Origin of the sequence: Listeria sp. Marseille-Q6474 (assembly GCF_946902005.1) — a bacterium.
GTDB classification, from domain to species: Bacteria; Bacillota; Bacilli; order Lactobacillales; family Listeriaceae; genus Listeria; species Listeria innocua.
The window spans coordinates 1,096,114-1,116,503 of the sequence record NZ_CAMPPS010000001.1 but is presented as its reverse complement, the minus strand read 5'-3'; the positions used below and the strand labels follow the sequence as shown (position 1 = coordinate 1,116,503).

The 20,390-nt window shown below is 36.1% G+C and carries 20 protein-coding genes; 12 read left to right on the top strand and 8 right to left on the bottom strand.

Annotated elements, in window-relative coordinates; translation table 11 throughout:
• Window positions 1-5 precede the first annotated feature (5 nt).
• From OC533_RS05630 to OC533_RS05600, 7 genes are all read right to left on the bottom strand, one after another.
• Entirely contained in the window at window positions 6-926 is a 921-nt protein-coding gene (locus OC533_RS05630; protein WP_194323229.1) for an ABC transporter substrate-binding protein, read from the bottom strand.
• A 111-nt stretch (window positions 927-1,037) separates the two neighbouring features.
• On the bottom strand, window positions 1,038-1,388 hold the full coding sequence (locus OC533_RS05625; protein WP_185500795.1) for a PTS glucitol/sorbitol transporter subunit IIA: 351 nt from the start codon (window positions 1,386-1,388) through the stop codon (window positions 1,038-1,040).
• A 19-nt stretch (window positions 1,389-1,407) separates the two neighbouring features.
• Window positions 1,408-2,394, bottom strand: a complete 987-nt coding sequence (locus OC533_RS05620) for a PTS glucitol/sorbitol transporter subunit IIB (RefSeq protein WP_003765622.1) — start codon at window positions 2,392-2,394, stop codon at window positions 1,408-1,410.
• 21 nt (window positions 2,395-2,415) lie between these two features.
• Window positions 2,416-2,937, bottom strand: coding sequence for a PTS glucitol/sorbitol transporter subunit IIC (locus OC533_RS05615; RefSeq protein ID WP_003760655.1), 522 nt, complete (start codon window positions 2,935-2,937; stop codon window positions 2,416-2,418).
• A 24-nt stretch (window positions 2,938-2,961) separates the two neighbouring features.
• Window positions 2,962-3,342, bottom strand: a complete 381-nt coding sequence (locus OC533_RS05610) for a transcriptional regulator GutM (RefSeq protein ID WP_194323230.1) — start codon at window positions 3,340-3,342, stop codon at window positions 2,962-2,964.
• 54 nt (window positions 3,343-3,396) lie between these two features.
• Window positions 3,397-4,647, bottom strand: a complete 1,251-nt coding sequence (locus tag OC533_RS05605; protein WP_194323231.1) for an NAD(P)H-dependent oxidoreductase — start codon at window positions 4,645-4,647, stop codon at window positions 3,397-3,399.
• A 257-nt stretch (window positions 4,648-4,904) separates the two neighbouring features.
• Window positions 4,905-5,852, bottom strand: coding sequence for a sugar-binding transcriptional regulator (locus OC533_RS05600; RefSeq protein WP_003760660.1), 948 nt, complete (start codon window positions 5,850-5,852; stop codon window positions 4,905-4,907).
• 365 nt (window positions 5,853-6,217) lie between these two features.
• Here OC533_RS05600 and OC533_RS05595 point away from each other — a divergent pair, with 365 nt between their 5' ends.
• The 10 genes from OC533_RS05595 (at window position 6,218) to OC533_RS05550 (ending at window position 16,694) form a co-directional block, all read left to right on the top strand.
• Window positions 6,218-6,883 carry a Crp/Fnr family transcriptional regulator gene (locus OC533_RS05595; RefSeq protein ID WP_194323232.1) on the top strand — a complete coding sequence of 222 codons (666 nt, stop codon included), beginning with the start codon at window positions 6,218-6,220 and terminating at the stop codon, window positions 6,881-6,883.
• A 20-nt stretch (window positions 6,884-6,903) separates the two neighbouring features.
• Complete coding sequence (locus tag OC533_RS05590) at window positions 6,904-9,012, top strand: LapB repeat-containing protein (protein ID WP_194323233.1); 2,109 nt, start codon at window positions 6,904-6,906, stop codon at window positions 9,010-9,012.
• A gap of 19 nt (window positions 9,013-9,031) precedes the next feature.
• A complete protein-coding gene (locus tag OC533_RS05585; RefSeq protein ID WP_003760665.1) occupies window positions 9,032-9,325 on the top strand; it encodes an LPXTG cell wall anchor domain-containing protein in 294 nt (97 codons plus the stop codon).
• A 46-nt stretch (window positions 9,326-9,371) separates the two neighbouring features.
• Window positions 9,372-10,214 (top strand): WxL domain-containing protein, encoded by an 843-nt coding sequence (locus OC533_RS05580; protein ID WP_010990483.1) that lies wholly within the window; start codon window positions 9,372-9,374, stop codon window positions 10,212-10,214.
• Between the two features lie 79 nt (window positions 10,215-10,293).
• Window positions 10,294-11,325 (top strand): DUF916 and DUF3324 domain-containing protein, encoded by a 1,032-nt coding sequence (locus tag OC533_RS05575; RefSeq protein WP_194323234.1) that lies wholly within the window; start codon window positions 10,294-10,296, stop codon window positions 11,323-11,325.
• A gap of 345 nt (window positions 11,326-11,670) precedes the next feature.
• A complete protein-coding gene (locus tag OC533_RS05570) occupies window positions 11,671-12,318 on the top strand; it encodes a Crp/Fnr family transcriptional regulator (RefSeq protein ID WP_194323235.1) in 648 nt (215 codons plus the stop codon).
• A 28-nt stretch (window positions 12,319-12,346) separates the two neighbouring features.
• Window positions 12,347-14,371 (top strand): LapB repeat-containing protein, encoded by a 2,025-nt coding sequence (locus OC533_RS05565; RefSeq protein ID WP_194323236.1) that lies wholly within the window; start codon window positions 12,347-12,349, stop codon window positions 14,369-14,371.
• 28 nt (window positions 14,372-14,399) lie between these two features.
• Window positions 14,400-14,690 (top strand): LPXTG cell wall anchor domain-containing protein, encoded by a 291-nt coding sequence (locus OC533_RS05560; protein ID WP_010990486.1) that lies wholly within the window; start codon window positions 14,400-14,402, stop codon window positions 14,688-14,690.
• A 51-nt stretch (window positions 14,691-14,741) separates the two neighbouring features.
• The gene (locus OC533_RS05555; RefSeq protein ID WP_194323237.1) at window positions 14,742-15,584 is read left to right on the top strand and encodes a WxL domain-containing protein; all 843 of its coding nucleotides are present in this window, start codon (window positions 14,742-14,744) and stop codon (window positions 15,582-15,584) included.
• A gap of 78 nt (window positions 15,585-15,662) precedes the next feature.
• Window positions 15,663-16,694: a DUF916 and DUF3324 domain-containing protein gene (locus OC533_RS05550; protein WP_185510495.1), complete on the top strand. Its 1,032-nt coding sequence runs from the start codon at window positions 15,663-15,665 to the stop codon at window positions 16,692-16,694.
• Between the two features lie 57 nt (window positions 16,695-16,751).
• Here OC533_RS05550 and cbpA read toward each other — a convergent pair whose 3' ends face one another.
• On the bottom strand, window positions 16,752-17,387 hold the full coding sequence (gene cbpA, locus OC533_RS05545) for a cyclic di-AMP binding protein CbpA (protein ID WP_003760686.1): 636 nt from the start codon (window positions 17,385-17,387) through the stop codon (window positions 16,752-16,754).
• A gap of 208 nt (window positions 17,388-17,595) precedes the next feature.
• On the opposite strand from cbpA, the gene OC533_RS05540 reads away from it, so the two are divergent.
• The gene (locus OC533_RS05540; protein ID WP_160464180.1) at window positions 17,596-18,777 is read left to right on the top strand and encodes an iron-containing alcohol dehydrogenase; all 1,182 of its coding nucleotides are present in this window, start codon (window positions 17,596-17,598) and stop codon (window positions 18,775-18,777) included.
• A gap of 35 nt (window positions 18,778-18,812) precedes the next feature.
• Window positions 18,813-20,291: a peptide MFS transporter gene (locus OC533_RS05535; protein WP_262265238.1), complete on the top strand. Its 1,479-nt coding sequence runs from the start codon at window positions 18,813-18,815 to the stop codon at window positions 20,289-20,291.
• Window positions 20,292-20,390 lie beyond the last annotated feature (99 nt).

Below are 20,390 nucleotides of genomic sequence, written 5' to 3'. Positions count from 1 at the left end.
TTTATTTATTTACCAGTAATTTGTTTTACCGCATCTTCCATTTGATAAAGTTGAGCAGCGGCACTGTAGTCACTCCATTTGGTGTTATCTACTTTATATACTTGGTTTTTCTTCACAGCTGGAATATCTTTCCAAACCCCGTTAAGCATTTCGTTAACAAAATCTTCATTACCATCAGTAGGCATTAAGATAAATAATCGATCCGCTCCGGCTGCATATTCAGGAATAGCTTCACTTGAAATTGCTTTTGTTTCTTTGTTTGCTTTAGCACCATCAGTTGGAGTAAAACCAGCTCCAGAGAATAAGCCGTCAAATACTTTCGCATCATGAACATAGATTTCTTTGCCGTAGAATTGAATCACAGCAGCTTTTTCGTTCTCCACGCCAGCATCTTTTAACGTTGCCTTAGCTTCTTTAGAACTTTGAGCGTAATCTTTGTCCCATTTTTCTTTTTCTGATTTTTTATTTAAGAGATTTGCGATATTAGAAAGTTGTTTGTCAGGAGTATCACCGAAATGTGAGATGTAAACTGGCGCAACTTTTTCTAAATTCTCTAAAAGGTCTTTTTGATAATCACTAATAATAATTAAATCTGGTTTTAAATTAGCGATTTTCTCAATACTTGGTTTATCATTACCAACACTTTCTGTCCCTTTTGTTGCTTTGGGATATGTAGTGATGTAATAATCCGTTGTACCAACAGGTTTTACGCCTAGAATTTCCATTTCACTTACGTTTTGAAGTGCTACAATTCTTTTTGGTGTTGTTGGTACTTCTACTTTACGATCCATTGTATCAGTTACTGTTTTTGTCGCAGCTTCTTTTTCTTTGCTTGAATCTTTATCCGAAGAGTTGCCACAAGCGGTTAGTACTACTGCTAAAAGTACAGTCATTAAAATAGCAGCCCATTTATGCTTTTGGTACATTGTGTATTTCCTCCCTAATTGAAAATGATTTTCATTATCGTTACAAAAGTAATTATATCGAAAAGAGGGAGGATTGACAAGGTGAAACATAACACAAATTATTTTTATTTTTTAAAATTGAATCGTGTCACCTATAGCCATGGTAGGAAATACCTCTGGGGAGACAACGATTGCGCCAGGTAATACTTCATTTTGACCAGAGCGGAAATAAACAGAAATGTGTCCAAGTTCTTCCAGATTTTTATTTGCTTCTGTGCCGACTTCTTCTATTATATAGACTTGATCTCCAATTTGTAGTGTATTCCCTTTAGCGAGGGCATTTGTGGGTGCTGCTTCGAACTCATGAATAACGGAGATTTCTCGTAATTCATTGGTGGCTGTTGGTCCAAATAAAATGACAATCTTTTCTTCTTCAAAAGCTGGGACAAGTGGCCCGATTTCAATGATTTTACTTTTAGTCATAGCAAATTCCTCCTAAAAATTAATACATGCCGATACTGAATACCCAAGCGATAACAACAGCAAGGACACCTGTAATCATACGGCTATACAAAATGGCCGGAACGCCGAATTGAACCGTTTTTGGCTTAGCTTCTGCAAGAGATAGCCCGACTGGAATAAAGTCACATCCGGCTTGTGCGTTAATAGCGAATAAAGCAGGTAAGGCGTAAGTTACCGGGATGGCGCCAATCGCAATTTGTGAACCAATTAAGACACCAATAACTTGGGCGATAACTGCGCCAGGACCAAGAATCGGTGATAGGAAAGGTAGACTACAAATAAAAGCAATTAAAAGCATTCCCCAAATGGAACCAGCGAGCGGGGAGAGTGTATTCGCAATTAATTTTCCAATCCCAGTGTAGTTAATAATACCGATAATCATACTAATAAAAGCCATAAAAGGAATAATGTTTTTAATGAGCATATCAACAGAATCACGACCAGCTTGATAGAATACGCCCATTGCCTTACCAATACCGCGAGAAAATTTCACAAGATAGCCTTCTTTTAAATCACTCGCTTCTTGTTGATCTTCTTTAATCTTGGCATAATCTTCTTTAAATTTTTCTCTGTCAAAAGGTTTTCCGGGGTCTGCTTCTGATGAGGTAACCATAATATCTTCTGGCTTCACTCCCGAAACAAAAATATCTTCTGTAATATGTTTTGCTAGTGGACCTGATGGAGAAGAAGGGAGAATATCAACAGTTGGAATACGTTTCATTGGATAGACGCCAATTCGAGCTGTACCACCGCAGTCAATGACAACACACATCATTTCTTCTTCGGGAATGGAGTTTTTAAAACCATCGACGGCTTCTGCACCGGATAATTCAGCAATTTTCAAAGCTACGGGGTGGATACCGCCGCCAGTAATAGAAACAACTTTTGTTCTTGGTTCGCTTGGAGTAAGGTCTAGCCCAGTTCCCCAACCGCCTTGGCCTTTATTCACATGAATTGATTGATACATTTTATTTGCCTCCTATCTATTTCAGACTTTTTCTTTTCGCATTAAGAATTTTGTAATGGTTTCCGTAATCACACCGCGCATTAAAATGATAACAATACCTGCTAAGAAGTAACGAACTGCAAGACTAGACATACTATAACCAGCTTCGACAACCCCATTAGCGATTCCTAAATAAACAAATAATTCTCCAGCATTCGCATAAGGGAACAACCCTGTGACTGGATGTAAAAATGAAACAACCGAATCATAAAAAGCAGGTTTTTGATGTTCTTTAACGAATCGTCCAAATGTGTACGCCATTGGATTTGTTAGCATTAAGACAGATAAAATCGGCATAAGTGAATAACGTAAAATCATGTTTTTAGCTGAAAATTGAATTGCACGATTGACTCGTTCTTCCCCGATAAATGCAATAATCGAGTACGTAAAGGTTAAAAGGACAATTAAAAGCGGGACAATTCCCGTCATAAAGCTCACGAACTGTTTTCCACCAGCCTCAAAAAGACCGATAAAGTTGGTTCCAAACCATTCAATATAATTCACTAGGAAACACTCCTTTTTAATTATTTAAAGCGCTTTCATACAACTGTTGACGGTTTTGATAATGGCTTTTTCTTGTATGGAATGCTTTTTCTTTTCATGTAATTCTTGTAGTATTTCGGATAAATCTTTCTGGTGATAGTCAGTGAATGTTTTAAACTTCGCAAAAATCGTTTTTCCTGTTAAAATTTGGCATTCATGAACAATATGCTCTTCGTTTACAACTAAGATAGCTACGGCACTTGTTCGAAACTTTAATCGCTCCATTTCAGAATAAAGATGGTAACCGATTTTTCCAGCATATTTATTTGCAACTTTATTCATGTGATGTTGGTAATACCTCACTTGAAAAAAAGCAAGAAATGTCTGAGCGATGAAAATAACGGAAGCAATAAGGACAATTTTCATTCACTTTTCCTCCTTATAATAGGTGGGAAGGGCTAGCTTCCCACCATGTTACCTTTAATTGCTAAATGTTTCGTCTTGTAGTTTTCTAAGTTTCCAAACAGTAGTTGATTCGTCGAGTGAAACATCTTCGTCGGTAATAAATGTGCCAGCTTTAATGTTTCTGCGTGCAACTACTTCACCGCTAATTAGCCCGATTGGAATATGACCTTCTGCCGCCATATCTACGTGAGTTTCGAGCACACCGCGGACACAGAAACCGCCAATCCCATCTAATCTTTCTCCAGCATCTATATCTTTTTTAGCAACTGCAACTGTTTCGGAAACGGGAGCTCCCATAGGAACAATAGCGTGATCGTGATTCAGAACAGCTTTCGCAATAGTTAGTGGAGTTTCTAGGCTCGCTAAATGATAAGGACGATACAGAATATGATGATCGCGTTCACCTTTTTTCATTAAGTAGCTAAGTTCATGACTAACACCTTCATTTTGGCCTTTAACAATTACGAAAACACCTGGCGCCAAGCCATCTACATATTCTACGACACCAAATTGGTTTAAAATACCGCCTTGCTCTTTTAAATCGAGGTCTTTAATGACGGAATCTACGTCACCCGAGATACCATGCATTCCAACGACATCGGGAACATATCCAATAGCGTTTGAAAGTAAGTTCATTTCTGCCATTGTTTTCGTTCCATCTTGGAAAGCTGCTAGCATGTGAGAAGCCATATTTTTTCCGTCTGCTTCTACTTGGCAACTATCTGGATTAGCGCTAATTTTTAGTTTGTTGTTTTTTCCTTTACCGGCAACAAGTACTTCCATACCCATTGATTTGGAAAATTCGTAAAGTTCAGTTATCGCAGCAGGTTCGTCTCCATCAGATCCGGTATAAACGAGGCCAGCGCTATCATATAATTTTTTCATTAATGGTCCGATAGTAATATCAATTTCTACATTTAGTAAAACAAGTTGTTTTTTTGCAAGTAAAGTTTCTAGGGAAATTTTAGCGCCGACTTCTGGAACGCCAGTGGCATCGACAATCACTTCTACAAGATCAGAATGAATAATTTCTTTAAAGTCATTTGATAATAGAATTTTTTCTTTTTTTGTTGCTGTGGCGTTGTATGCATCTGCGGCTTTTTTTGCGGCGTCCACATGAATGTCACTTATACCAACTACACTCATTCCAGGAATAGCGGCAATTTGCGAAATCATGCCGAATCCCATTTGACCTGCGCCAATAACGCCGACGCGAATAGGATTATTTTCTTTCTCACGGGCAAGTAACTGTCTATATAAAGTCATTTCAAGTTCCTCCTAGTAATCGTTTTCATTTATTAAAAATAAAACTCCGGATAAAGCTATTTTACCTTAATAAATGAATCGTGTAACATTTGTCACCACTAGTGACAAATGTCGTATTTCACAAATCAAATATAACATTTTAACTTTTTTTCGTCAATGAAATATTAAATGTTTTTTATTTTAAAGAAATAAAAAAAGCCCAATCCATTGGTGGAGAGTGCTTTTGGGGTTTTATATTTTTTGTGGTGGAATATTTCTTAATCGTTTTTTTGTAGGATGTATTCAGCCATTCTATCAGTAATCACAATCACATCTATCAATCCGGCATTAAGTGCTGAAACAAGTGCGTCTTTTTTTTGTAGTCCATTTGCTAAAGCTACGACTGTTGGGATTTTTTTGAGTTCTTCTAAACTGAGCCCGATGACATGTGTATTTATCTGTGTATTTGCTTCTTCGCCATTTGCCGTGAAAAACCGTGAATTAATATCGCCGACAACATCTTTGTATCGCAGTTCTTCAATATCTTCGGGGGTGATATAACCAATTTCTTCCATTGTACTTTGATTATAAGGGCTTGATACCCCAACAATAGCCATATCAACCGTTTTACCTTCTTCAAGGACCTCATTAATGTATTTGTTTTTAGAGAGATCGGCTTTCATTTCCGTATCTTCTACAAGGGCAGGGGCATATAAATATTTACTATGGCACTGCATTTTTTTCTTTAAATCGTAGCAAATTTGGTTGGAATGGAGGTCAATATCGCTTGATCCCATACCGCCGATTAACGGAATAATAGTTAAGTCTTTATGAGGGATATACGGGAATTCATTGGCAAATTTACGAATTGTTTTCCCCCATGAAATCCCAAGCGTATTCACTTTGGCAATTCTTTTACTAAGCGTATATGCTGCTTCTTTGGCTAGAAAATTAAGGGCTTCTTCTTCGGACATATCATGTGTTGCAACGACAATCGCTTCTTCTAAACCAAACTTTTCTTCTAGTTTTTGTTCTAAATCGACCGTATAGTATGTTTCATCTTTAATAAAAATTTCTACAATACCTAAGTCTTTTGCACGTTGCAAAGTTTTAGAAATAATTGATCTTGAAATCCCGATTTTTTTGGCGATTTGCGCTTGAGTCCAACCATAATGATAGTACCATGTAGCGATTTTCACCATATCTCTTTTTTCTTCCCATTTCATCTTTATTACCTCCATTCTACATAATAATGGAACAAAAGTTATCTGTAGTCACAAATGTTTTTATGCTAATAGTATCATAGAATTGCCCGTCTGGAAAGATATCGGAGGGATATATAGTGCTTTAGTAAAGAGAAAATGAATTTTTATATGGTTTTTGCTAATTTGTGACAAAATAACAAACAATTTTATTTTGAGATTTACGAGGAATTTTGCAAGCGTTTTTAATAATTTTTGAGTGGAAAGCGTGTAATTTGTTCTCCATAGAGAAACACCATTATTTGATGGGTGGTAGTATAAATTTAGTTCTTAACGAGCCCAACAATAAGCTAATTAAACAGTTCATCTTAGAAGAGGAGTGGATTTTAGTGGAAGAATTATTTACATACAAAGAATTTATCAAAATGATGCAAAATTATGGAATTAGACATAAAAAACGCAAATTAAGACGTAATGAAGATGTAATGACCAATTCTTCAAGTCCGAATAGTGTCATTTTATTAATAAAAGGCTATATATGCAGTTACACATGCGAGTCGCCTGAAACACTATTATCTGTTTTTGAGCCAGGTGTATTTTTAAGTTATTCGATTTTGGAAGATTTACCACCGCTTGTAACGAATATTGCACTTTCAGAAGAGTGCATCGTGTATGAGTATGAAAAAGAAGACATCGAATATGCATTATCGCTCTTTCCAGAAAACTTTGGCTTTCAATATTTCTTTTTAAAAAAGATTGGACGTCATTTATACTATAAGGCTTTACTTAATGCCAAAGATCATCAAGAAAAACTATATTATACGATTAAGTATTTAGGAAAACTTATTGGTGAAAAGGATGGAAAAGGCAATATAGTCTTACCATCAGAAATTACAATCAAAATCTTAATTGAATATAGCACATTATCAAAAGCGGCTTTTTATAGACAGCGTATCCGTCTAATAGAAGAAGAAATTTTAAAGCCACATAAAAAAACTTTCTTAGTCCCGAAGAAGGTAATAAATCACTATGAAGAACAGTTAACTAGTATTTAAAAAGGAGAGCTTAAAAAACAATGAAAATAAATTGGAAGAAAGTTCTGGTTTTTGTTTTGATTTTGGCGCTTATCAGTCCTGTTTACTCGAAAGCTATAGAGACGGAACAAAGCATATCGCCAGAACAACCAGTGGAGCCGGTAGTAGAGGAAGCTATAAAGGAAACTCCAGAAAAAAAAGAAACGGAACCAGAACCAAAGAAAGAGCCAGAGCCACCAAAAAAAGAAGAGATTGAACCAAAAAAACCGTCGACCGAACCTAGCAAACTGAAAGCTAACCCTTCATCAATACCCGAGAATAGTACGATAGCAGATTTATTTCCGGATCCGGTAATGGCAGAATCAGTAGTTCGAAACTTAAATTATCAAATCCAATATAAAAAGGATTGGGTTGTGACGGATGTTATTACACAAGCAGATTTAGATAAACTATACTCTTTTACTGATTTGTCTACAGTAATTATAAAAAATCTGGAAGGTATACAGTATATGACTAATCTAAAGACTATAAATTGCAGATCAGATGGTAATTTAGAAGGTATATCAGCTTTATTAAAAGCACCAAATGGATATCCTAACTTGCAGGAGTTAACTATTTTTAGAGGAGGAATTACGGATATTTCACCGATCCTAAAAATAAATGCACCAAAGTTAGCATTCCTAAACTTATCCCAGAATGAGATTAGTGATCTATCTCCATTTGCTAATCTGCCGAACAATTTTCCTGAGATAGAGGAAATAATGCTTATGTCTAACAATATTTCAAATGTAGAGCCCTTAACTAAATATGCTAGTGCTAGTTTAAGGTTTCTTGCTCTTGATAACAATTATATCTCTGATTTATCGAGCTTTAAAAATAATTCTATGCCAAAGTTAATAGAAATTACTTGTACTTACCAACAAATTTATTTAGAACCAATGGATCTTTCAGCAAAATATGATTTTACTTTAAAGGCAGCAGAGGCTAAAGGTGTAAACAAATCAATTCCTATAACTGTGTTCGATCCAATTGCGACAATTGATAATACAACTTCCATGATTACTTGGAAGCAAAATGTCATAGAAAAGAAACCAACAATATATTTAGAAAAAAGTGGATTATTTCAAGAAGGCGTTAAATATGGATGGGATGAAACTACTCCGCTTAAGGATAATGTTGGTAAGGTAATCTTTACTGGGACATTTCTTCAACCATTAGTATATATAGTGGCTCCAAAAATCACATCATATGAAAAACAACTTATTTATGATATTGACACGCCACTCACAGAGGAACAATTGTTAAAAGATGCAAAAATCGTAACAGACCAACCATCAAAAATCACAACTAATTTTAAAGACAAAATACCGAGTTCACCAGATCCCACTAAGTATGTAGTGACAATCGAAGCTTCTAATATAGATGGAGGTGAGTCGGTAAATGTGGATGTTATATTTCAACCAAAGCCACCTATCATAACTGCGGATGAAGAATATACTTATTTAGTTGGTGAAGCTATTGATGCTAATCAATTTAGATTAGATGTGAATGCGACTTTGACTGGTGTTGGTTCGCTAGTGGATGATTTTGAGTCAGTAGTAGACCTAACGAAAGCTGGTGATTATGTTGTAACGCTGTCGTCTCCAGGAAATCCACCAGCTTCTCAAACAGCTATTCCTGTAACCGTAGTTGTTCACGTCAGAGAAAGTATGGAGCTCCAAATTCCTAATGATTTTCGGATGGGTATAGATGAAAATTCAGAATCGGTGCCGATATTAAATAGAAAACAAACCCTGAAATGTTATGGGGCTGACGGAAAAGTAGATTTAAAGGTGACAGATAGAAGGAGATCAAAGCAAGGCTGGACGCTAACTGGAGCAATGACAACATTTACAAATAGCAGCGGTGACATCATTCAAAGTTCGCTAAAGTATCAAAGTAAATCATCAGGTAGCAGCCCAGTTTACTTAAATAATGCAAATCAGCCTATTGAACAAAAACAAGCAACTCCTACAGAAACAGGCTTTGTCTCTACTATTTTCGACTTAGAGGATAGTTTATCAATAGAAATCCAGCCTAACGATGCTTTAGTGGGGGATGCTTATGAATCTAAGGTAACATGGACTCTAGAAGATGCGCCTAGGCCTTAACTAAAAGGAGCTATTCGATTTGAAAAAAATAGGATTCATTATATTTTGTTGTTTATTCTTATTCGCAGCACCATTTTATGTAGAAGCAAAGACGGCGGATACAGCGACTAGTAAAGCAAGCGTTGTAATTAAGAAAGACCCTCGTAAGGCCAAAAGTGGGACAGATGATAGAACAGGCACGTATCCTACAAAGTTCCCCAGAAAGCTTCCGAAAACTGGGGAGTCGGGCGATTTACCACTTATTATTGCCGGAATTAGCCTCATTTTATTTGTAAGTAAAAAACACTTTAAGGGGGTGAGGGAAGAGATTTAATTGCTTAGCACGACAAAAAAAGGATAACAGAAAGAGGAGAATAATAATGACAAGTAGAACAGTAAAAGTAACAACAGCAAGTTTATTAGCACTAGGACTGATTGTAGCACCAGTACTTTCTGGGGATTTTGCTTCAGCAGCAACTTCCGTAACACAAGATTCAAAAGGGATTGTAAAATTTGATAAAAGCGCAACTCCAGATCCAGTTCCAGTAGATCCAGATCCAACTGACCCAGATCCAGTTGTTCCAAATCCAACTGATCCACCAGTAGGTAGTGATGGTCTATGGATTTTAGCAGTATCTAATTGGGACTTTGGTACACTTGACTCATCCGAATTATCTAAAGGTGCAATAAATGCCCATGCTAAAGATGGAAAAATTACTACGTATGAAGATACTAACGGAAATGGTAAGCAAGATTTACCAGGAGAAGTTTCTGTAACTAAAGATGTAACTCCTTTCGCTCAGGTTAGTGATTTACGTGGTTCGAATAATGGTTGGACTCTTTCTGTAACAGGTAGTGAGTTCAAAGATTCTTCTACACCTGCAAAAAAAATCGCTGGTGCTGAGTTAACTATTCCAAAATCTACAGTTAAATCAAAAGATTCTACCGCAAAAGCACCAACTGGATATGATAACGTAGCAATTTCTATGACTGGCGGAGCAGCAGTTCCTGTAATGGCAGCTAAAGATTTGCAAGCTACTACACCAACAGACTTCAGTGATGATGAAGGTATGGGAACTTGGACAGATAGCTTTGGTTCAGCAGAAGTATCTGCAACAGAAACATCTAAGCCGAAATTATCTATTCCTAAAAACGTGGCTGTAGCAGAAGGCACTTATCAAAGTACATTAACTTGGACTTTAAGCGATACACCAGCAGTCTAACATTTTTCAAAAAGAGAAAACTGCATTTTTCGATGTTGTTTTCTCTTTTTAAATTGAGTAATTAGGAGGAAAGAGAGACTTGAAAAAAATATTCGCTATCATCTTTGCCTGTACATTTGCTATTATTTGTTTGCCAAATCAACACGCCGAGGCAGCAGAAGGTAATAGTTTTTCCGTAAAAGCAATTCTTCCAGCTAATCAGGCATCTAGCGTGACATATTTTGATTTACAAATGGAACCTAAGCAGAAGCAAAAATTAGATGTCGAAATTACCAATCAAAGTAAAGAACAAATGACTATTAATTGCGTCGCCAACACAGCTATTACCAATGAGATGGGGTACGTCGATTACTCGATACCAAAAACAAAACCGGATGAAACGCTCAAATATCCATTTGCTGATATAACAGAAGTAAGTGACTCCGAGATTACACTTGAACCTAATGAAACTAAAATCTGGTCGGTAAATATCCAAATGCCTGAAGAAAGCTATGATGGAATTATTTTAGGCGGGTTACATTTTAAAGAAAAGACTAAAGAAAAAACAGAGAAAGAAACAAAGCAAGAAAAAGAAGTTCAAATTAAAAATGAATATGCTTATGTAATTGGTGTAAAGTTAACCGAAAAAACTACTATAGTAAAGCCGGAACTAGCATTAAATCAAATTAAAGCAGGAAGTAGGAACTACCGAAATGTAGTCGAAATAAACTTGCAAAATACAAAAGCGACCTTAGTTGGTGGACTGGCCGTGGATGCCAAAATATATAAACAAGGCAGCGAAAATGTGCTACATGAAGCAAAACGAACGGACTTATCAATGGCACCAAATTCCAATTTTAATTACAGTGTGGACTGGGAAAACCAAGAGTTAAAACCAGGAAAGTATAAACTTCATTTAGTCGCAAAAAATAAAGATGATAAATGGGAATGGACAAAGGATTTTACAATCACATCAGATGAAGCTAAAAAAGCAAATGACAAAGCTTTAGGACTGGAGAAAGATTACACTTGGTTGTACATCACAGGTGGAATTCTACTCTTACTAATTCTGATTACTGTCACTTATTTAATTGGAAGACGTACTGCAAAGAAAAAAGATGATGAAGAATAAATGTATAAAAAGCTTGAAAACGAGGAACTCACTTGTTTTCAAGCTTTTTTTGTGCTTGTAATTTGGATTGAAATATCGCTGTGTTTTTATGAAAAAATCAAGTGTCTAATGTGAGAATGAATCAAGGGGACTTTTAACTAGTTGTGACAAATTAACGAACGTCTTTTGTATGAATTTCAGGAGGATTAAAAAAATTTTTAAAAAGAAAAAACAAAAAAAGTGCTAAATTCCTTCTCTATAGAGAAAATAATTCAGTTTGTGCATGGTAATATAAGTTTAGTTCTCGCCAAGACTAACATGTGTCGCTAAATAAATTATATAAATACAGAGGAGTGAATTTTTTTAGTGGAGGAATTATTTACATACAAAGAATTTATCAACATGATGCAAAAACATGGGATAAAACACAGAAAACGTAAATTCAAACACGGCGAAAAGATTACAAGCGAGTCTTCTAAACTAGATAGTGTTATTTTACTAATTGATGGATATATCAGTAGCTATACTCGGGAATCACCTCAGAAATTACTATCTATTTTTGAACCTGGAATTTTTCTTAGATATTGTATTTTGGAAGAATCTCCCCCAACTACAGAGCACATTGTATTATCAGAAACTTGTGAGATTTATGAATATAAGAAGCAAGATGTTGAATATGCGCTCACGTTATTTCCGGAAAATTTTGGTTTTCAGTATTTCTTTTTAAAAAGATTTGAACGCCACTTATTTTATAGATCTTTACTAAACAATAAGGCGCACAAGGATAAGCTTTACTATGCAATAAAATACTTGGGTGAACTTATCGGAAGCAAGGATGCACAAGGAAATATTACCTTACCGTCCGAAATAACCTTAAAAGCCTTAATTGAATATAGTACTTTATCGAAAGCCGCATTTTACCGGCAAAGAGTGTCTTTACTAGAGAAGAATATTTTGAAAAGGAACCGGAAGACATTCATCGTGCAAGATGGAATTATGGCCGAATTATTATGAAATCTAACTAACGAGAAGGAGACAGAAGATGAAACTGAACTGGAAGCCACTGTTGCTTTTTATATTATTATTAGCGCTTTGTTCTCCTGTGTATTCATTCGCGGAAGAAACAAGAGAAGCACTAGCACCGAAAACTACTGAAACGCCAGAATTAACAAAAACGAACGACAATTTAAATAAAACAATCTTAACCCCTGAAAAAAAACAAGCAAACAATAATTCAGAAACCAAAAATAAAACCAAAGAAAGTCAAACAAATAAAAAAGTGCAAACACCACTTAAAAACCTAAAAAATACCCTTCCGCCGATTCCGCCTAATAGCAAAATTTCGGATGTTTTTAAAGACCCGGGGATGGCTAATGCAGTAGCTGTTAGTTTAACCAAGTATACTTCTAATAACTACAGTGTGAATTCTATTGTTACTGAAGATGAGTTGAAAAAGTTAAATAGGTTAATATATAACAATAAATACGAACCTAAAGCAGGAAGTCCTAACAACCCTACAATTAAATCTATTGAAGGAATACAATATCTTACTGGGGTAAATACTATTGATTTAGATGGTAATGATATTAAAGATTTATCGCCATTCTTAAAAGCGCCTAATGGTTTTCCTCTTTTAGACTGTTTATTTCTTGAGCAGAATGATATCTCGGATGTATCTGTAATACCAAAAATAAATATGCCGTATATTTGGAACTTAAGGTTAAGTAATAATAAGGTTACTGACGTTTCAAGTTTAAAAAATTTAGCTGATAATTCTAAACCAAGGCTTGAAATTATAGATTTAAAGGGTCAGAGCATAGTATTTCCTAAAAAAATCATTTCTAGTAAAAAACCTTTTTCTTTAACCCATAAAACTATTCTTATAGGTACGAGTGGAACTGTTCCTATTTTGTATTATCGACCAAGGGCATCATTTAATGCAGCTACATCAATCATCACTTGGCCCAAAGAAGAAATGCTGAAAAAACCTACTATAAGTTTTTGGGATAAAAAGTCACGTACCAACAAATCTATTCAGGGTGTCGAGTATGTTTGGCAACCGGATAACATATCATTTGGAAGAACTGTCAGTGTGAGCAGTGGTTTCTCAGGGACCTTTCAACAACCACTTGAATACCTCGGTCCTCCAAAAATAATTTCATCAGAAGACGTTGTATGTGAAGTAAATACGCCGCTAACGGAAAGTAAATTTTTAGAAGATGCCAAGATTGTTACGGATCAGGAAACAACTATTACTACTAACTTTAATTCGATAATAAAAAATACTTCAGTTGCTGGTGTCTACTTTGTAACGGCCACAGCGTCTAATATAGAAGGTGAAGTTTCTATAGGTATAAGGGTTGTTATTAAGAATAAGCAACCAGTCATCACTGCAAAAAGTGAATATACTTATTTAGTAGGTGAAAACGTTGACTCGAATCAATTTCGACAAGACATCAATGCGACTTTAACTGGCCCAGGGAGCGTTCCTAATGATTTGAAAGATGACTTTGCTTCGAAGGTGGATTTAAATAAAGCAGGAGATTATTTCGTCGAGCTTTCCACCCCTGATTGGCCACCGTTAACCGATGCTGCTAAACCAGTGACAATTTTAGTACGTGTCAGGGAAGGCTTAGAGATGAAAATTTCAGATGATTTTCGGATGGACGTGGATGAAAATACTGATCCCATTCCTATTTCTAATAATAAGCAAACTCTAAAATGTTTTGCTCAAGCGGGAGATGCTGAAATTGAAGTCCTTGATAGAAGAAGGGCGAAACAAGGATGGACTATAACTGGAATGATGAGCCCTTTTAAAAACGAGAAAGGAGACATATTAGAAACTTCTCTTAAGTATCAAAAAGAGTCATCAGAAAGTAGTCCGATATTTTTGAATGCGACTAATCAACCAATTGAGATAAAACAACCAACTGACCAATCTGGAGAAATTACAACTACTTTTAATTTGCAAAATAACTTAACTCTAGAAGTTCTACCAAATGATGCATTAGTAACGGGAATTTATGAAGCTACGGTCACATGGACTTTAGAGGATGTACCTAGATAAAAAAACAAATAGAAGGAGACTTCGAAGCGTGAAAAAATATATTCTAATTGTTATAGGTTGTACTGTTTTATTTCTTTTTCCATTAGAAAGTAGCGCGTATACAGATACAGCAATAAGTAAGGCAGGTGTAACTTTTGTGAGAGATAAAAACCGCCCTGCACAGGTTTTTGGAACAGATGACAGGAGCGGTACTTTTCCTTCCAAAGGTCCAATTAAGCGGCTTCCTAAAACCGGAGATAATAGTGATGTTTACTTTATTTTACTAGGTGTAAGCCTCCTTTTAATTGCCAAAAAGAACTTATTTAAGGGGGTGAAGTAAAAAAAGCTAATCTTAAATAAACAATAACATAACAGAAAAAGGAGAATAATAATGATAAGAAAAACAACAAAGGTAATTTCAACAAGTTTATTAGCACTAGGATTAATCGTGACACCGGTACTTTCTGAAGATTTTGCGTCTGCAGAAACTAAAGTCAATAAAGATACAAAAGGAACCATCAAATTTGATAAAAGCACAACACCAACTCCCGAACCAGTAACTCCAGATCCAACTGAAACAGACCCGGTAGTACCAAGTCCAGACAATCCACCCGTGAGTTCGGACGGATTATGGATACTTGCTATATCCAACTGGGATTTCGGAACTCAAAGTGTAGCTTCTTTATCTTCAGGAATTTTGGATTTTTATGCAGAAGATGACACTCTTTCTACTTATACAGATACAAATGGCAACGGACAGCAAGACTTACCAGGAGAAGCATCCGTATCAAAAAAAGTCACTCCGTATGCACAAATAAGTGATTTACGTGGTACTAATACTGGTTGGACGCTTTCTGTTACTGCTAGTGAGTTTAAAGATGATTCCACCCCAGCTAAAAAAATTAAAGGTGCTCAGTTAACGATTCCGAAATCTACTGTCGCAACAGTCAATTCGACAGCGAAAGCCCCAACTGGTTATGATAATATAACTATTCCGATGACGGGTCTCAGCACGGTTCCTGTAATGGCAGCCAAAGATAAACAAACAGCGACACCGGCGAACTTTAGCGATGACGAAGGTATGGGAACTTGGACAGATAGTTTTGGTTCAGCAGCAAAAAATGCAACACAAACAACAAAACCTAAATTATCCATTCCGCAAAATACCGTTGTTGAAGATGGAACTTATCAAAGTAAGTTAACTTGGACGTTAAGCGACACACCAGCAATTTAACATTTTTTAAAAGAGAAAACTTCATCTTTTTATGTTGTTTTCTCTTTTTAAATTGAGGAATTAGGAGGAAATTTAGACTTGAAAAAAATATTCGCTATTGTCTTTGTATGTTTTTTTACTTTTATTTTTTTTCACGGTCAAACAGTGGCAGCAGCGAAAGCGGAAGGGAAATTCTCTGTCAAAGCAATCCTGCCTGAGAACCAAGCGTCTGGTGTTACTTATTTTGATTTACAAATGGCTCCAGAGGATAAACAAACTATAAAAGTAGAACTAATGAACCAAGGGAAAGAACAAATCACGATTAAATGTGTGGCCAATACAGCTGTTACTAACGAAATGGGGTACGTAGATTATTCGATTCCAAAAGCAAAAACGGATAAAACATTAAAGTATCCATTTTCAGATATAGTAAAAGCGAGTGAATCAGAAGTAACGCTTAAACCAAATGAAACAAAAATTTGGTCTCTCGATATTAATATGCCAGCAGAGAGTTATGATGGCATTATTTTAGGTGGGCTACATTTCCAAGAAAAGAAAGATGAAGAAAAGGAAAAAGATACCTCTAAAAAAGAAGTCCAAATTAAAAATGAGTACGCCTATGTAATCGGAGTGAAGCTTACAGAAAAAACGACGGTCGTAAAGCCGAACTTGGAATTAAATGAAATTAAACCGGCATCGCGAAACTACCGAAATGTAGTCGAAATAAACTTGCAAAATACAAAAGCGACCTTAGTTGGCGGGATGGCCGTGGATGCAAAAATATATAAAGACGGTAGCAAGAAAGTATTGCGTGAATCAAAACGAACCGACCTTTCTATGGCACCAAACTCCAACTTTAATTACAGTGTGGACTGGGAAAATCAAGAATTAAAACCCGGTAAATACAAAGTGGAGTTGGTAGCTAAAACAGCCGATGATAAGTGGGAATGGGTAAAAGAATTTACCATTTCAGAGGAAGATGCTAAAAAGGCTAATAAGGTGGCTCTAGGGCTTGAGAAAGACTACACTTGGATGTATGTGACAGGTGGTATTTTACTCGTATTCCTTGTGATAGCAACAGCTTATTTTATTGGAAAACGAGCTAGGAAAAAAGACGAGGAATCACAGTAAAAAGCAAAATAAAAAAGCTTGAAAACGAGATTCGATTCTTGTTTTCAAGCTTTATTTTTATTTTTCGATTTTCTCCGTTTCTACTACACGAAGTCCTTTGCGCTCTAAGTGAGAAATGATTTCGTTTTTCTTATCTTCGGTTACTCCCACTGGTAAGGAAACAAGTACACGACGAATGAAATCTTCCGTTTGGTTATCGAGTGTAATCAAACTCGCGATGCTCGAATAACGGTCGATGATTTTAGTGATTTTAGTTAAGGCGCCTTGTACTTCACCGGTTGCAATCGTAAGTACATAACTAGTAGTTTTTACGTTCCAGCCGTCTTGTAAAAGACCAAGTAATTTACCATGCGTCAAAATACCATAGAAATTACCTTGTTCGTTTAAAACAGCGATATATGGTAGTTCTTTAATTGTAAAGAATACTTCAAAGAAAGATGCATTCACACAAATGTGTTTCGTTGCGTTTTTGATTAAGCTCATTACAGGATCGCTCAGGCTTCCACCATTTGCTGCATGTTTGTAAATATGCATTTTATAAATATTACCTAAGAATTTTTCGCCTTTTTCGTCTAGTACAGGAACACAGCGATAACCAGATTCTTCTAGTAAATTGATAGCCTCTTGTAAAGTAGCATCTCCAGGAACGGTTGTTAAATTTATTTTAGGGATACAAAGGTTTTTTATCAACATGTTATTCACTCCATTCTTCTTCTCTTTCATTTTAACTTAAAGTAGGTCTTTTGTATAGAAAATCACTGTTAACTCAATAACTTGGATGAAAATGTGTAATTTTTATCATATATATAAGGAAACTTTTGTATAAAGGTTTAATTTTTCTTGAAAAAGTGTATTATTAACTATGCTATGTAAAATTGTAAACAGAAAGAAGGACATGAAAATGCAAAAAGAAATCTTGAATTTTGATTATTATAATCCTACTCATATTATTTTTGGTAAAGACCGTTTTGCAGAATTAAATGAAGTTATTCCTCAAGATAAAAAAGTATTGATTTTATACGGCGGCGGTAGTGTAAAAAGATTTGGAACGCTTGATAAAGTAAAAGCTGCCCTTAAATCTAGAGAAGTTGGTGAATTTGGTGGTATCGAAGCCAACCCTACCTATGAAACGTTAATCAAAGCAATTCAACTTGTGAAAGAAGAAGGCTATGACTTTTTACTAGCTGTTGGTGGCGGTTCTGTTATTGATGGTACGAAATTTGTCGCTGCTGGCGCTTTATTTGAAGGAAATCCAATCGATATTTTTGGCAGCGGAATTGGCGAAAAACGTCCGATTACAGAAGCACTACCTTTTGGAACAGTATTAACTCTTCCGGCAACAGGTTCTGAAATGAATAGTGGCGGGGTTATTACCTTTGTTGAAAAGAAAGCAAAACTTGGCTTTGGAAGTGCGTTTACATATCCAGTTTTCTCCTTACTTGACCCAGAGCTTACCTATACTTTGCCAAAACGTCAACTAGCAAATGGTATTATGGATGCGTATGTGCATGTGATGGAACAATATATGACTTATCCAGTAGGCGCGTTACTTCAAGATCGCTATGCTGAAAGTTTATTACAAACGTTAATTGAAATTGGTCCAGCTGTTATTGAGGAAGATAATCATGATTACAATACGCGGGCAACTTTCATGTGGTCGGCTACGAATGCGCTCAATGGCACACTATCTCGCGGCGTCCCACAAGATTGGGCAAGCCACAGTTTAGGTCATGAAATTACTGCATTATATGGAATAGATCATGCGCGTACTTTAGCGATTGTATTACCATCTCTTTTAAATGTTCGTCGTGAGGAAAAACATGAGAAATTAGTACAATATGCTGAACGTGTTTGGGGAATTACAAGTGGTACTGATGATGAAAAAATAGATGCAGCAATTGTTAAAACACGTGAGTTCTTTGAAAGTTTAGGAGCAGGGACTAGATTTAGCGATTATGGTCTTGGTGATGAAGTGGTAGACTTACTAGTGGATCAATTAGAGCGTCATGGTTTAACAAGTATTTCTGAACGCGGTGACCAAACTTTAGAAATATCTCGTAAAATCTATACCAATGCTTTATAGTAATAATTTTTAAATATGAAAGAAGGCGAATTTTCTTGAGTACCGAGAAGGAAAAGACATTTTTTGGACATCCGCGCGGACTCGCTACGTTATTTAATACAGAATTTTGGGAGCGATTCTCATACTATGGAATGCGCGCAATATTAATATATTATATGTATTATTCTGTATCTAAAGGTGGACTTGGTTTTAGTCAATCTACAGCCACTGCCATTATGTCTATTTATGGCTCACTCGTGTTTATGTCGGGTGTTATTGGTGGCTGGTTTGCTGATAGAGTGTTAGGACCGAGACAAACCATTTTTTATGGTGGCGTATTAATTATGGTAGGGCATTTAGTACTAGCGATTCCTAGTGGGGGAGCAGCAGCGCTATTTGTTTCTATGGCATTTATTATTTTAGGAACTGGATTACTTAAACCAAACGTATCTAGTGTTGTTGGGGACTTGTACCCAGCTGGAGACAACCGTCGTGATGCTGGCTTTAGTATTTTCTATATGGGGATTAACTTAGGCGCATTTATCGCACCACCGATTGTTTCGAATGTTTCGGACCATGCCGGAAGCTTCCACGCTGGTTTTGGTGTAGCAGCTGTTGGGATGGCAATAGCACTCGTTGTTTACGTTTTGACAGGAAAACGATACTTAAAAGAAGCAGGCAAAAAAGCACCAAATCCACTTCAAAAATCAGAAGCTAAAATCTTTACGATGAAAATTATCGGTATTATTTTAGCAATCGGATTATTAATTGCTGTGTTAACACTTATTACAGGTAGTTTAACAATTAATACAATTATCCTTGCTGTAACAGTAATGGGAGTTGGAGTGCCGCTAGCTTACTTTATTATGATGATGACAAGCAAGAAAACAGAGGCGGACGAAAGATCACGCTTAACTGCATACATACCATTATTTTTAATCGCAGTATTATTTTGGATGATTGAAGAACAAGGATCAACCACTTTAGCGCTATTTGCAGCAGAAAGAACGGATTTATCTATTTGGGGCTTCAATTTAAACCCAGCGAATTTCCAATCACTTAATCCCGTATTTGTAATTACCTTATCGCCCATCTTTGCATGGATTTGGACGAAACTTGGCGATAGACAACCATCTACACCACGGAAATTTGCTTTAGGACTATTCTTTGCTGGTTTATCATTTGTTGTAATGATGCTTCCTGGTATTTTACATGGAAATACGACTACACTTGTAAGCCCGCTTTGGCTAGTATTAAGTTTCTTCATCTGTATTTTCGGGGAAATGTTTATCTCTCCAGTAGGACTATCCGCGACAACCAAACTAGCACCAAAAGCTTTTGCGTCTCAAACAATGAGCTTATGGTTCTTGTCAGATGCGATGGGACAAGCTTTTAACGCACAAGTAACGCAATTCTTTAATGCTGACACTGAAATTGCTTACTTTGGAATTACTGGTTTTGTAGCTATAGGCTTTGCGATAGCATTATTCATTTTCGCGCCATTCTTGAAAAAATACATGAAGGGCGTTCATTAAAGGATTTAAAGACACTTTCTCTTTATTTAGAGGAAGTGTTTTTTGTGTGCGGAAAATAAATTAGTTTGCCATTAACTCTTAAGATTGCTACTATTAAAG

Excerpts from the sequence above, each read along its gene's own strand:
- OC533_RS05610 (WP_194323230.1), bottom strand. The coding sequence starts at position 3,342 with ATGAAAATTGTCCTTATTGCTTCCGTTATTTTCATCGCTCAGACATTT.
- OC533_RS05600 (WP_003760660.1), bottom strand. The coding sequence starts at position 5,852 with ATGAAATGGGAAGAAAAAAGAGATATGGTGAAAATCGCTACATGGTAC.
- OC533_RS05590 (WP_194323233.1), top strand. The coding sequence starts at position 6,904 with ATGAAAATAAATTGGAAGAAAGTTCTGGTTTTTGTTTTGATTTTGGCG.
- OC533_RS05555 (WP_194323237.1), top strand. The coding sequence starts at position 14,742 with ATGATAAGAAAAACAACAAAGGTAATTTCAACAAGTTTATTAGCACTA.
- OC533_RS05630 (WP_194323229.1), bottom strand. The coding sequence starts at position 926 with ATGTACCAAAAGCATAAATGGGCTGCTATTTTAATGACTGTACTTTTA.
- OC533_RS05540 (WP_160464180.1), top strand. The coding sequence starts at position 17,596 with ATGCAAAAAGAAATCTTGAATTTTGATTATTATAATCCTACTCATATT.
- OC533_RS05580 (WP_010990483.1), top strand. The coding sequence starts at position 9,372 with ATGACAAGTAGAACAGTAAAAGTAACAACAGCAAGTTTATTAGCACTA.
- OC533_RS05605 (WP_194323231.1), bottom strand. The coding sequence starts at position 4,647 with ATGACTTTATATAGACAGTTACTTGCCCGTGAGAAAGAAAATAATCCT.
- OC533_RS05625 (WP_185500795.1), bottom strand. The coding sequence starts at position 1,388 with ATGACTAAAAGTAAAATCATTGAAATCGGGCCACTTGTCCCAGCTTTT.
- OC533_RS05565 (WP_194323236.1), top strand. The coding sequence starts at position 12,347 with ATGAAACTGAACTGGAAGCCACTGTTGCTTTTTATATTATTATTAGCG.
- OC533_RS05620 (WP_003765622.1), bottom strand. The coding sequence starts at position 2,394 with ATGTATCAATCAATTCATGTGAATAAAGGCCAAGGCGGTTGGGGAACT.
- cbpA (WP_003760686.1), bottom strand. The coding sequence starts at position 17,387 with ATGTTGATAAAAAACCTTTGTATCCCTAAAATAAATTTAACAACCGTT.